Annotated in this window: 10 protein-coding genes; 3 read left to right on the forward strand and 7 right to left on the reverse strand. The window is 71.8% G+C overall.

What is annotated here, in order from left to right; all coding sequences use genetic code 11:
- Window positions 1-3: 3 nt before the first annotated feature.
- On the reverse strand, window positions 4-498 hold the full coding sequence (locus NOV86_RS09065; protein ID WP_267641020.1) for a hypothetical protein: 495 nt from the start codon (window positions 496-498) through the stop codon (window positions 4-6).
- 208 nt (window positions 499-706) lie between these two features.
- Between NOV86_RS09065 and NOV86_RS09070 the strand changes: the two genes are divergently transcribed.
- Window positions 707-1711 (forward strand): transcriptional regulator, encoded by a 1005-nt coding sequence (locus NOV86_RS09070; RefSeq protein WP_267641021.1) that lies wholly within the window; start codon window positions 707-709, stop codon window positions 1709-1711.
- Window positions 1712-1775: 64 nt separating this feature from the next.
- On the opposite strand, the gene NOV86_RS09075 is transcribed toward NOV86_RS09070, so the two are convergent.
- Window positions 1776-2036 (reverse strand): glutathione S-transferase N-terminal domain-containing protein, encoded by a 261-nt coding sequence (locus NOV86_RS09075; protein WP_267641022.1) that lies wholly within the window; start codon window positions 2034-2036, stop codon window positions 1776-1778.
- Between the two features lie 132 nt (window positions 2037-2168).
- Between NOV86_RS09075 and NOV86_RS09080 the strand changes: the two genes are divergently transcribed.
- Window positions 2169-4520, forward strand: coding sequence for a DUF2298 domain-containing protein (locus NOV86_RS09080; protein WP_267641023.1), 2352 nt, complete (start codon window positions 2169-2171; stop codon window positions 4518-4520).
- Here the strand turns inward: NOV86_RS09080 and NOV86_RS09085 are convergent.
- Window positions 4484-5929 carry an NCS2 family permease gene (locus tag NOV86_RS09085; protein WP_267641024.1) on the reverse strand — a complete coding sequence of 482 codons (1446 nt, stop codon included), beginning with the start codon at window positions 5927-5929 and terminating at the stop codon, window positions 4484-4486. The two genes, NOV86_RS09080 and NOV86_RS09085, sit on opposite strands and share 37 nt — an antisense overlap.
- Before the next feature lie 339 nt (window positions 5930-6268).
- On the opposite strand from NOV86_RS09085, the gene NOV86_RS09090 reads away from it, so the two are divergent.
- Window positions 6269-8188: a DEAD/DEAH box helicase gene (locus NOV86_RS09090; RefSeq protein ID WP_267641025.1), complete on the forward strand. Its 1920-nt coding sequence runs from the start codon at window positions 6269-6271 to the stop codon at window positions 8186-8188.
- Window positions 8189-8220: 32 nt separating this feature from the next.
- On the opposite strand, the gene NOV86_RS09095 is transcribed toward NOV86_RS09090, so the two are convergent.
- The 4 genes from NOV86_RS09095 to NOV86_RS09110 are packed head-to-tail and all read right to left on the reverse strand — an operon-like array spanning window position 8221 to window position 12263.
- A complete protein-coding gene (locus NOV86_RS09095) occupies window positions 8221-8721 on the reverse strand; it encodes a DUF7519 family protein (protein ID WP_267641026.1) in 501 nt (166 codons plus the stop codon).
- Window positions 8715-10640, reverse strand: coding sequence for a DUF58 domain-containing protein (locus NOV86_RS09100; RefSeq protein ID WP_267641027.1), 1926 nt, complete (start codon window positions 10638-10640; stop codon window positions 8715-8717). The genes NOV86_RS09095 and NOV86_RS09100 overlap by 7 nt, the downstream gene beginning before the upstream one ends.
- Window positions 10637-11497, reverse strand: coding sequence for a DUF4129 domain-containing protein (locus NOV86_RS09105; protein ID WP_267641028.1), 861 nt, complete (start codon window positions 11495-11497; stop codon window positions 10637-10639). The genes NOV86_RS09100 and NOV86_RS09105 overlap by 4 nt, the downstream gene beginning before the upstream one ends.
- 49 nt (window positions 11498-11546) lie before the next feature.
- Window positions 11547-12263: a phosphoribosyltransferase family protein gene (locus NOV86_RS09110; RefSeq protein WP_267641029.1), complete on the reverse strand. Its 717-nt coding sequence runs from the start codon at window positions 12261-12263 to the stop codon at window positions 11547-11549.
- Between the last annotated feature and the right edge of the window lie 71 nt (window positions 12264-12334).

The following is a 12334-nucleotide window of genomic DNA, read 5'->3' on the forward strand; positions in this document are numbered from 1 at the left end:
GACTCAGGCCAGCGCGAGCGCGAGCAACACCAGCGCGCCGCCGAGCCCGCCGACCACCATCGAGACGCCCAGCAGGTCGGCCGAGAGCGCCGCGGCCGCGCCGCGGAGGTCGCCGTCGTGGAGCCGCGAGACGGGCGACTCCGGGTCGCGCAGCAGGTCGTCGTAGGCCCAGTAGCCCAGCCCCGCGAGCAGGACCGCCGCCATCAGGAGCGACCGGGCGCGGTAGCCCGAGAGCAGGACGACCAGCGCGGCGAGGACGACGCCGCTGACGACCGCCGCGGCGTGCTCGCTCGCGCGGTCGTGGAGGACCCGCCGGACCACGGAGACGACGAGCCCCCTGCCGGCGACGACGACCAGCGCGACGACGACGTGATGCGAACCGCCCCAGCCGAGCCGGTTCGCGACCGCGGCGAGCAGGACGGCCATGCCGAGCACCGAGTACTCCAGCCTGTCGGCGGTCCCGAGGACGTTCTTCTGGGACGACCCGACCTCGCTCATGCTGGTCGAACCGGGGAGCAGGACGCATTTCAAGGTTCGGTCCACCACGGGCCCGTCCGGGGACTGCCAGCAGGCGGTCCGCCCCCGTGGTATAAACCGGTCGTCGGTCGCGGCCCTTCCCGCGACGCCCAGATGCCCCTAATCGCCCGCCTCAGAAGCCTTGAGGACGACACAACACATATATGCGAGGAAAAGCTTACGTGTCGGTATGTCTCGGGATGCACTGGTCGAGAACCTCACCGCCATGCTGCAGGACGCAGGGTTCCGGGTGAGCGACCGGTGCGTCATCCGTCCGAAGAGCTTCGACCTCGCTGCCCGCCGGGGCGAGGACCTCGTCCTCGTCAAGATCCTCTCGAACATCGACGCCTTCGACGCGGCGACCGGCGCGGAGATGCGACGACTCGGGATGTACCTGGACGCGACGCCACTGGTCATCGGTCTCCGGACCCGTGACGAGGACCTGAAGCCGGACGTGGTGTACTTCCGCCACGGCGTGCCGGTCATGGCACCCGACACCGCGATGACGCTGTTCGTCGAGGACGTGCCGCCGCTCATCTACGCGGCCCCCGGCGGCCTGTACGTCAACATCGACGGCGAGTTGCTGGCCGACGAGCGCGAACAGCAGAACATGAGCCTCGGTCAGCTCGCGAGCGAACTCGGCGTCTCCCGGCGCACCGTCTCGAAGTACGAGGACGGGATGAACGCCTCCGTCGACGTGGCGATGCGCCTGGAGGAGATGTTCGACGCGCCCCTGACCGCCCCGGTCGACGTGATGGACGGGGCCGACGAGGTGCGCGACGCCGAGCCGACGCCGGATGACCCCCAGGCCGACCCCGACGACGAACCCATCGTCACCGTGATGACCCGGGTCGGCTACGACGTCCATCCGACGCTTCGCTCGCCGTTCAAGGCCGTCAGCGAGGACAACGAGGCCGAGGACGAGGGACCGGTCTCCCACCGCGAGGTCCGCGAGCACACGCTGCTGACCGGCCACTCGGAGTTCACGGAGGCCGCGAAGAAACGCGCCCGCATCATGAGCTCCATCGGGTCGGTCACCCGCACCCGGTCGGTCTACTTCGTGGACCGCTCGAAGCGCGAGTCCGTCGACGGGACCGCCATCATCGAGCGCGAGGAGGTCGAGCAGATGCGCGACGCCGACGACCTGCGCGACCTCATCCGCGAGCGGACCGACCTCGAAGAGGAGCCGGCCTGAGCGGCTGCTACTCGACCAGATTCTCGTCTGTGCAGTAGAAGCAGCGACCAGCCCAGCGACCGGTTCAGGCCCCGGCGCCGTCGCCGTACGTCTTCTCGAGGTAGGCGACGATGTCGTCCGATTCCGGCATCCCGTCGACGCCGTGTTCCGTGTCGACCAGCACGGGCACGCCCGTCTGGCCGCTGATCTCCTCGACCTCGGTCCGCTCGGAATGCGAGCGCGGTACCTCGTGGGACTCGTACTCGAGGTCGAGGTCGGCGAGCTTGGACTTCACCTTCGCGCAGTAGGGGCAACCAGGCAACTCGTACAGTTCGAGGGTCGTCATGGCTGGCGGGTTCTACGGCGCCGCATATAAAGAGGTCGACGGTCGTGTGTGTCCCTGCCGCCAGACCACCGACGGCGGCTGGCCCGCCAGTGCACAAGACACTTACGTCCCATCCCGTGATATATCAGTTACGTGCTGGTGAGCCCACTCGTGGTGTGGCTCATCGTACTCGCCCTGCTCGCCGCCGTCGGCACCCCGCTCGCGGCCGCCGCCCTCCCCCGGTCTCACGACCGCGGCGTCGCGTTCGCCCTCCCCATCGCACTGGTCGTGGTGACCCTGTTCACCTACTGGGTCGGACAGGTCAGTTTCGGAACCATCACGGTCGCCGGAGCGGTCGTGCTGCTCGCCGGGCTGAGCGTGCTCGCGAGTCGAGTCGCACCACCGATCCCCCGTCGTGCCGCCCTCGAGACAGCCGCGGTGTTCGCGGTCGCCTTCGGCGCCATGCTCGCGCTCCGGCTCGTCGACCCCGGCGCCATCCCGCAGGGCGGCGAGAAGTTCCTCGACTACGGCCTGCTCCGGGCCGTCCTGCGCGCGGACCGGCTCCCGCCCGAGGACTTCTGGTTCGCCGGGAAGCGCCTGCGCTACTACTACGGCGGCCACCTGACCGCCGGCGTCGTCGCGACGCTCTCCGGCGTCGAGGCGAGGTACGCCTACAACCTCTCGATAGCCACGTTCTTCGCCTGCATCGCCACGGGCGCCTACGGCCTCGCCGGCAGCGTCGCCGACTGGCGCGACCGGTCGCCCCGGGCCGCCGGGCTGGCCGCGGCCGTCGTGGTCGCGTTCGGGAACAACCTCGCGCCCGTCGTCAGGATCCTCCTCGGCTACCTGCCGGACTCGCTCGTGGCCGAGTACGGGCGGGCCGCCGTCGCAGGTATCAGGGCACCGACCGACCAGGCCTTCCAGAGCGTCATCGGCGCCTCGAACTGGGGCTACTGGTACACCCGGTACGTCCTCGACGGGACGCTCGTCGTCTCGCCCTCGTGGGAGTACGTCAACGGCGACCTCCACGCCCACATGATGGCGCCGCCGTTCCTGCTGCTGGTCGCGGCGCTGTGTTTCGCCTGGTGGCGCACGCCCCGGACCGACCCGCGGCGCTGGCTGCGCCTGCTGGCCGTGGCGCCGGTCGTGGGGCTGCTCAGCCTGACGAACCTCTGGAGTGTCCCGACCGCCTGCGGCCTCGTCGCCCTCACGGTCGCCTGCGCCGGCGAGCACCCGTTCCCCGGGCTGGACCACGGTCCACGCTGGCGGCGGGAGGTCACCCGACACCTCTCGGCAGGTGTCAGTGCCGTCGCCGTCGGCCTCGGCGGCGCGCTCGTCGCGGCCCCGTTCCTGCTCGACCACACCCCGGTGAGCCGCGGCGTCGGCCTCTTCCCGCCCCGGAGCGCGCTGGTCCCCTTCCTCATCGCCTGGGGCCTGTTCGCGATTCCGTTCGCGGCTGCCCTGCTCCCACGGGTTCGGTCGTGGGTGACCGGCTCGCGCCGTCGTGCCGCGCTCGTCGGTGTCGCCCTCGTGGCGTCGGTGGCCGGCCTCGCGGTCGACTTCGCGGCGCTCGCGGTGCTCGGGCCGCTCCTGCTCGCCGGCTGGGTCGTCTCGCGGGCCCGCGCCGACTTCACGGCCGTGCTGGTGCTGGCCGGGGCGGGCCTGCTGTGCATCGTCGAACTCGCCTACGCCCGGGTCTGGCCCGTCGGCGGCCCGGAGCGCTGGAACACCGTGTACAAGGTATCCATGCAGGTCTGGGTCCTGTGGGGCGTCGGGCTGGGAATCGTCCTCGGCCGGTGGCACGACCGCCTGGACCGGTCGCTCCGGGCGCTCGGCCGCGACCGTGACCTCCCCGCCGCGCCCTCGCGGACCGCACTGACGAGCGTCCTGCTCGTCTCGCTGCTGGTCTCCGCCGGCGCGTTCCCGGCGCTCGTCTACGACGACCAGGTCGGCCCGGCCGTCTCGAACCCCGACGAGGCGGCCCTCTCGCTCGACGCGATCCGGTACGTCGAGGACTACTACGGCGACGAGGCCGCGGCCATCGACTGGCTGGACGAGCGCGAGGGCACACCGACCATCCTCACGCAGGCAGGTGACGAGACGTACCAGTGGCACTCCGCGCCGGCGACGCTGACCGCCCTCCCGACGGTCGTCGGCTGGAAGCACGAGGCCGGCTACCGCGGGCTGGAACCCTACGAGAAGCGCGTGAACGACACCGCGACGATGTACACCGGGAACTGGAGCGAGGCGGCCCCCCTGCTCGCGGCGTACGACGTCGAGTACGTCTACGTCGGCCCCGACGAGCGCGACCGGTACGACGACCCGACGTTCTCACAGCCGAACCGGCAGCTCGTGAACTTCGAGAAGAAACCGGGGGTCACGGTCGCCCACGAGAGCGGGGCCGTGACCATCTACGCGGTGAACGAGACCGCGATGTGTGCCGCAGCGAACGTGAGTTGTTCGCGGACTCAGCCGACGATGCCGCCGGTGCGGACGACGAAGTAGACGAGGAAGGCCCCGGCGAGCACCCACTGCCCGACCGAGATGTCGTCGAGTTCGCCCGCCGCCGCCTTCACGAGCGGGTAGCTGAGGATGCCCGCCGCGATACCGTACGCGATGGAGTAGGTGAACGGCATGACCATGATGGTCAGGCCGGCCGGCACCGCGTGCGTGATGTCGTCCCACTGGACCTCGACCACGTTGCGCATCATCAGGACCGCGATGACGACCAGCGCGAGGTGCGAGGCGTACATCGGAATCGCCGCCGCGAGGGGGACGAACGCGAGCGAGAGCAGGAACAGCACCGCGACGACCAGCGCCGTCATGCCGGTGCGCCCGCCCTCCTCGACGCCCGTCGCGGACTCGATGTACGTCGTGACCGTCGACGTGCCGAGGATGCCGCCCGCGGTCGTGCCGACCGCGTCGGCCATCAGCGGCTTGTCGATGTCGGGGAGTTCACCCTCCTCGTCGAGGAAGTCACCCGCCTGCCCGACGCCGACCAGCGTGCCGGCGGTGTCGAAGAAGTCGACGAAGAAGAACGTGAACACGACGAGCGCGAAGGTGAAGCCCTCGACGTTGCCGAAGCCGGAGAGGAACGCCCCGACCAGCGGCGAGATGTCGTAGGTCGCCGCGGGGAGCTTCGACGCGACGAACGCGCCCTCCGTGATGAACGCGCCCGAGAGCGCCTCCGGCGCGTAGCCGAGGTACGAGAGGACGAAACCGGCGACGGTCGTCAGCGCGATGCCGACGATGATGGAGCCCTTCACGCCGCGGGCGTAGAGGCCCATGGTGAGGAAGAGCCCGAGGATGGAGACGATGGCGACCGGGTTCTGTGCGAGCGACCCGAGCGTGATCATCGTCGCCTCGTCGGCGGCGACGACGCCCATCGCCTGCAGCCCGATGATGCCGAGGAACAGGCCGATACCCGTCCCGACCGAGAACTTCACGGGCTCGGGGATGAGCCCGACGACGTACTCACGCGCGCCGATGGCGGTGAGGAAGATGAAGAGAAGCCCCTCCACGAAGACCGCGGCGAGGGCGGTCTGCCACGGGATACCGAGCCCGAGGACGACGGTGAACGCGAAGAACGCGTTCAGGCCGAGTCCGGGTGCCTGCGCGAACGGTCTGTTCGCGTAGAACGCCATGACCGTCGTGGCGACGACGCTCGCCAGGATGGTCACGACCGCCAGCATCTGGATGACCTGTCCCTGGGAGTACCCCGGAATCTGCACCGCGTTGCTCATGATGGCGGGGTTGACGGCGACGATGTAGCTCATCGTCAGGAACGTCGTGATGCCCGCCACGATCTCTGTCTTGAGGTCTGTCCCGTGCTCCGCGAAGCCGAAGTAGTCGGCGAACCAGCTGTCCCCACCCGTGGACTGGGTCTGGTTGGCCGTGCTCTCACTTGAACCCATAATGCACGTACGACCAACCACAGAATTTGTAAATTAAAGCCTTTCGGAAATTCAGCCGCAAAATAACCACGTTCTTGTATATTTTCACCGTTCTCTGTTCCGAAAGTCGAGAGGCCCTGTCGCGGTGGCGCCGGCCGCCACAGCACCGCCCGTGGGAGACGGTTGCCGGCCGTCGGTCACCCACCTGTCACTTCGGTTCGACGTCCCACGTCTGGACGTCGGTCCGTCTCGGTGCGGGAGACCGAGCCTGCAGACGGTCGAACCCCGCAGCCGTCCCGCGAAACATCAGCCCCCTATCACTACGCCAATTTTTATACCGGGACGCACAACGTCATGGCAATGGATGTCGCGGCCCTGCCCCTCGCGGACCGATTCGTCGACCACTTTCACGCGAAGGGCGTCGAGGACCTCTACCCGCCACAGGTCGCGGCGGTCGAGGCCGGCGTCTGCGAGGGCGAGCGCGTCGTCGCGGCGGTCCCGACCGCCTCCGGGAAGACCTTCGTCGCCCAGCTGGCCATGCTCACCAGCGACGGCCCCGCGCTGTACGTCGTCCCCCTCCGGGCGCTCGCGACCGAGAAGTACGACGAGTTCTGCGAACTGCCGGACGTCTCCGTGGGCATCTCGACCGGCGACTTCGACGCGACCGACGAGGACCTCGCCGACCACGACATCGTCGTCGCCACCTCCGAGAAGGTCGACTCGGCCATCCGGAACGGGGCGTCGTGGGTCGAGGCCATCGACTGCGCCGTCGTCGACGAGATACACCTGCTCGACGCCGACGGCCGCGGGCCCACGCTGGAGGTGACCATCGCCAAGCTCCGTCGCCTCACCCCGGATATCCAGCTCGTCGGGCTCTCCGCGACGGTCGGCAACGCTGCGGAGATCGCCGACTGGCTCGACGCCGAACTGGTCCACTCCACCTGGCGCCCGGTCGAGCTGAAGACCGGGGTGTACGCCGACGAGACCATCAGTTTCGACGACGGCGAGGCGCGCGAGGTCGAGACCGGCGGCGACCCCGCCGCGGTCGCACTCGCCCGCGACGCGGTCGAGGACGGCGGGCAGTGTCTCGTCTTCGTCTCCTCGCGCCGGGCCGCCCAGGGCCTCGCGACCGACCTCGTGGACGAGTGGTTCGACACCGCCCCCGAGGTCGCCGAGGAGCTGCGCGTCAGCGCCACCACCGACACCGGGATGGAACTCGCCCGGTGTGCCGCGAACGCGGTCGCCTTCCACCACGCCGGCCTCTCCGCCGAACACCGCCGGCTGGTCGAGACCGCGTTCCGCGACCGCGACCTGAAGGTCATCGTCGCCACGCCCACGCTCGCCGCGGGCGTGAACGTCCCCGCCCGCCGGGTCGTCGTCCGCGACCACGAACGCTACGACGGGACCGGGATGGAGCCCCTGCCCGTCCTCGAGGTCCACCAGATGTTCGGCCGGGCCGGGCGCCCCCACCTCGACCCCTACGGCGAGGCGATGCTGGTCGCCCGCGAGGGCGAGGCCGACACGCTCCGCGAGCGCTACATCGGGGCCGACCCCGAGCGCGTCACCTCCAAGCTCGACAGCGAGGTGTCCCTGCGGACCCACGTCCTCTCGACGGTCGCCTCGGGCTTCGCGGACTCCCGCGCCGCCGTCCTCGAACTGCTGGACGAGACCTTCTACGGCCACCAGCGCGCCGGCAGCGACCTCGGGACCGTCGTCGACGACGTGCTCGCCTACCTCGAGAGTGCAGCGATGCTCGACCGCAGCGACGGCCTCCGGGCCACGAAGCTCGGCTCGCTCGTCTCCCGGGTCTACGTCGACCCCGTCACCGGCGCCTCCGTCATCGACGCGCTCGGGCGGGCCGCCGACAACCCGCGGCTCACCTCGCTCACGGTGCTCGAACTCGTCTGTGACACCACCGACATGCCGGAGCTCTACACCCGGAACGACGAGGCCGGCCGGCTCACCGACGAGGCGATGCGCCGCGAGAACGAACTCACGAAGTCCGTCATGGACTTCGACGGCGACTTCCAGGCGTGGCTGGACGTGTTCAAGACCGCCCGGATGCTCGCCGACTGGGCCGACGGCGCGGACGCCGACACGGTCGCGGAACGCTACGGGGTCGGCCCCGGCGACGTGCGCCGCATCGCCGAACGCGCGGCCTGGCTCCTGACGGCGACCGAGTCGCTGGCGGAGTACATCGCCGAGGAGGGGACCGACGTGACCCGGGTCGCCCGGGTCATCCGGGAGACGCGCGAGGCGCTGGTCGAGCGCGACGTGTAGCGCGACCTGGAACCGACCATCCTGCCCCGCCCTCACCGCCCAGACCCGAACGCGAGGTACACCAGCAGGACGCCGACCGCCGCGGCCCCGGCTGCCACCCCGGTACCGCCGAGCTGACCGACCACCAGCAGGTACCCAACGTACGCAACCCCCGCCGTCCCGACCCCGACCGCCAGCGAGGCGCCGACGTGCCCGAGTTCGACACTGCGAGTCGTCGCGCCGCGACCGAGTTGCCGCCCCAGCCCGCGAGCGTGGTGACCGGCGTCCCACGCCAGCAGCGCCCCGATACCGCCGAGCAGCGTCGGGAGAACCGACAGGGTCGTCCCCGCGAGGGCGACCCCGGCGAACAGGCCGACCGCGCCACCGGTGATGCCCCGCGAGTCCCCGCGCCAGATACCCCACCCCAGAAGCGCGAACCCGGCGCCCGCGAGGAGGGTGCTCGGCCAGCTCGCCGCGGCCGCGACAACGAGCGCCAGCCCGCCGGCGAGCAGACTGGCCCACGCCTCAGTTCGGGAGGGCCGCGACTCTAGCATCGGCCGTCACCCCGCTGGAGGGCGGTCGGCAGGGGCTCGTCCCACCGCCAGTCGACGACCCGGACGCCCGCCTCGCGCAGGTCGTGGACGCGGTTCCGGCGGGCGACTCTGGCGAGCGTCCGAGCGGGCGAGTCGGTCGTCGTCGGGTCCGGGCTGACGACGGTCGTCGGGTGCCCGCCGACCTCGAACCGGCGGGCCACCTCGGCCGCGTAGTCGTCACAGAGCGGGGAGACCAGCACGACCTGCGCCCCGGTCGGGAGCCGGCGGTGGAGGCGCTCGATGGCCCGGCGGGCCGCGAGGTTCTCCCCCTGCCCCGCCGCGGTGAGCGCCGGGTGCGTCGCCAGCGTCTCGCGCAGGCGGACGCGGTGGTCCCGGCCGAGCCCCGGCGGCACCCAGCAGTCGGTCGTACTGACGGCCGTCAGGCCGACGCGGTTCCCCGCGGCCGTGAGGGCGGGCGAGAGCGACGCGACGGCGGCGAGCGACCGGTCGACCGCGTGCTCGTCGCCCGGAGTGGGCGCGACGTAGTTCGCGGCGCGGGTGTCGACGACGAAGACGACGGTCGCGGCCCGGTCGCGCTCGAACTCGACGGTCGCCAACTCGCCGGTCCGGGCCCAGCGCCGCCAGTCGATGCGCGACAGGGGGTCGCCGCGGCGGTACTCGCGGGTCGCGTGGAAGGTGAGCCCCGCGCCGCCCTCGCCGGTCCGTATCTCGCCGGCGGCCCGGGTCCCGCGCCGGCGAAGCGGTGCCGACGACGCCGGGTCGACGCCCGGGTCGACGCGCAGGCTCGTCGCGGCCGGCACCAGACACTCCAGTTCGGTCACCGCGGTCGGCCCCCGGACGTAGGCCAGAAGCGGCCCGAACTCGTGGGTCCCGCGCCGCGCCTCGACGGCGTACCGGACCGTGACCGATTCGCCGGGGGCGAGGGCGACCGCGCGCCGGGGTGTCCCCTCGACGACCGCCAGTCCGGCCGGCACGCCGTCGACCAGCCGGCAGTCCGGGACGCGCCGGTCGCCCTCGTTGGTGACGGTGAGCGTCACGACCACCCGGTCGCCGGGGGTCGGCCGGCCCTCAGGCTCCAGCGACCGCTCGACCGAGAGCGACGGTGGTTCGGGAGTGCTGAGCCGCGACACGCCGAGGTAGCCGAGCGGGAGCGCCCCGAGCAGAACCACCGCGGGTGCCCGGGCGAGGACGCCGACGGCGAGCGTGGCCAGCCCGAGGACGCGGAGCCCGCGCCAGTGCCCCGTGTCGCGGCGGTCGCGGACGACGACCGGCTGGTCGTCTGCGGGTTCCTGCCTATCGGCCGGAGCGTCGGGCGGGAGCGACGGGACGGTCCCGACCGACCGGCCAGCGCGCCGCGAGAACCAGTCCGGGTCGGCGTCACCCGAGGGAGCCACGCCGGCGATAGCGGCGGCTTCGTCGACGACCCGGCGCACGTCCTCTCGGAGGTCCCTGTCCCCGCCCAGGAAACTGGAGACCACCGATGCTGGCTCGGCCGCTGCCGACTCCGCGGCGAGGAACCGGGCCGCGGCCGTGTCCTCGGTCCAGGTTCCCTCGGCGACCGCCGCCCGTGCCTCCTCTGCCGATCTTCCGTCGTACCGGGTGAGGACCGAGACGACGACGGTCGTCAGGGCCGACCGGGTTCCCTGTGTCGTCCGGTCGAGCGAGGCGCCGCCGAGGTAGCCGTCGAGGGCGGCCGCGAGCGTCGCCCCCGGCGGGTCAGTCCCGGCGGCGCGTTCGACCGAGGGCGGCGTGGCGTCGGTCCGGTCCCGGCGGGCCGCCTCGCCGGCGAGCCACGCGGCCGCGAACCCGACCACGAGCCCGGCGACGGTCGTGGCCAGCGAGCCGCTGCCGACCAGCCCGGCCAGCCCCGCGGCGATGGCGACGGCCGCCGCGAGGAGGAGCCGGCGGTTCGTCCTCATCTCGTCTCCTCCTGTTCGAGCGCCCGGAGCGCCGCCTGGGCCCGGTCGGCGTAGGTCGTCGGGTCCGCGTCGCCGTACCGGACCGTCTCGAAGACGGCCGTCAGTTCCGCGACCGCGTCGGGGTCCATGCCGGCGGCGACGGCCGCCGCGGCGAACTCGCCGGGGGTCATCGCGGCCGCCGCGTCGGCGCCGGCATCCTCTGCTGCGAGCCGGGCCGTCAGGTCGTGCCACGCCCGGTAGACGACGTTGTCGACCGGCCGGTCACCCGTGGCGAGGCGGTCCGCGGCGGTTCCCGCGGCCTCCGCGACCGCGGCCCTGGTCTCTTCCGGTTCGTCGTCCTCATCGACGTCGGCCGGTTCGAGCGACTGGTCCGGGTCGCGGGTTCGCCCGAGGACGAGCCCGGCCGCGAGCAGGCCGAGGACGCCGAGGACCGCGAGGCCGGCGAGCCAGGAGCCGCCGCCATCGGTGGCACTCGGCGGGGTCGGCCTCGGCGGGTCACCCTCACTGAGCGCGACCCCGACGGTCTCCATCGGCTGGGTGCCGGTGCCACCGCCACCGAGCAGCGAGAGCGTGAGCAACCCGAGCCCACAGAGGAGCGCCACCCCCACACCGACCTCCCACGCGGGCGTCGTTCCGGTCCCCGACCGGCGGAGTGCGGACAGGGTGACGGGGACGACCGCCAGCGCACCGAGGAGGGTCACCGCCGCGAGGATCCGTGCCGCCGTCGCGTCGTCGATTCCCGGCGTGCCCGGCACCGTGGCTCCGCCGGCCGTCGGTGTCGTCAGCGCGGCAGCCACCCCGAGGAGGCCGACGATGCCGAGCAGCGTCCCCACCGCGGGCGCCGGGTCGCGTCGCATCGGTGCAGGCTGCGCCGTGGAGTGAGAAAAGCGTGGGGTTCCCGGCGGGTCAGGGGTCGACGTCGACCAGCGCCCCGACGGGCGCCTCGGTCCGCTCGGCGGCGCGCTCTTTCCCCTCGTCACCGACCGCGATGAGCGCGAACACGCCCGCCACGTCGGCCCCGGCCTCCGCGACGATGTCGAGCAGGAGCTCCTGGGTCTCGCCCGACCGGATGAGGTCGTCGACGACGAGGACGGAGTCGCCCGCGCCGAGTGCCGACGCCGGCAGGTAGTAGGTGAGTTCGATGCCCGACTGGAGTCGCTGGCGGGCCTCGATGAACTCCTCGACGGCGGTCTCCTTCGACTTCTTCGCGTAGACGCAGTCGGCGCCGAAGTAACTCGCCATCGACGCGGCGAGCGTGATGCCGTCGGTCGCCGCGGTGAGGACCGCGTCGGGGCGGTCGAAGTCGAAGGCGTCGGCGGCGACCGGGGCGACGAGGTCGAGGAACGCCTGGTCGAACACCGCCGCCGAGTTGTCGACGTAGCCCTCGTCGTCCACCCGGATGCGCGCGCCCAGTTCCTCGGCGAGTTCGTCGCGGCCGACGCCCTCGACGACCTCCCGGGCGCGGTCCGAACTCGGCAGCACGTGGCCGTTCACGTAGCGGTTCAGGTCCCCTGCCGGCAGCCCCGTCAGCGCGGCGAGTTCGTCGTACGTCCGCGTCTCCTTCAGCATCTGGAGGACGTCGACGGCGCGCAACTGGAGGGCCGCCTTCTCGGCTCGGTTCATACCACCTATGCACGACTACACAATCATGAATACATCGAATCTGTCGGGTCAGAAAGTGGGCACGACCGTGG

It is taken from the genome of Haloarchaeobius amylolyticus (assembly GCF_026616195.1).
In the GTDB taxonomy this organism is placed as follows: Archaea; Halobacteriota; Halobacteria; order Halobacteriales; family Natrialbaceae; genus Haloarchaeobius; species Haloarchaeobius amylolyticus.

What these genes read in the sequence shown, in the direction of transcription:
- NOV86_RS09100 (WP_267641027.1), bottom strand. Translation starts at nt 10,640, where the DNA reads ATGAGGACGAACCGCCGGCTCCTCCTCGCGGCGGCCGTCGCCATCGCC.
- NOV86_RS09090 (WP_267641025.1), top strand. Translation starts at nt 6,269, where the DNA reads ATGGATGTCGCGGCCCTGCCCCTCGCGGACCGATTCGTCGACCACTTT.
- NOV86_RS09070 (WP_267641021.1), top strand. Translation starts at nt 707, where the DNA reads ATGTCTCGGGATGCACTGGTCGAGAACCTCACCGCCATGCTGCAGGAC.
- NOV86_RS09110 (WP_267641029.1), bottom strand. Translation starts at nt 12,263, where the DNA reads ATGAACCGAGCCGAGAAGGCGGCCCTCCAGTTGCGCGCCGTCGACGTC.
- NOV86_RS09075 (WP_267641022.1), bottom strand. Translation starts at nt 2,036, where the DNA reads ATGACGACCCTCGAACTGTACGAGTTGCCTGGTTGCCCCTACTGCGCG.
- NOV86_RS09105 (WP_267641028.1), bottom strand. Translation starts at nt 11,497, where the DNA reads ATGCGACGCGACCCGGCGCCCGCGGTGGGGACGCTGCTCGGCATCGTC.
- NOV86_RS09085 (WP_267641024.1), bottom strand. Translation starts at nt 5,929, where the DNA reads ATGGGTTCAAGTGAGAGCACGGCCAACCAGACCCAGTCCACGGGTGGG.
- NOV86_RS09065 (WP_267641020.1), bottom strand. Translation starts at nt 498, where the DNA reads ATGAGCGAGGTCGGGTCGTCCCAGAAGAACGTCCTCGGGACCGCCGAC.
- NOV86_RS09095 (WP_267641026.1), bottom strand. Translation starts at nt 8,721, where the DNA reads ATGCTAGAGTCGCGGCCCTCCCGAACTGAGGCGTGGGCCAGTCTGCTC.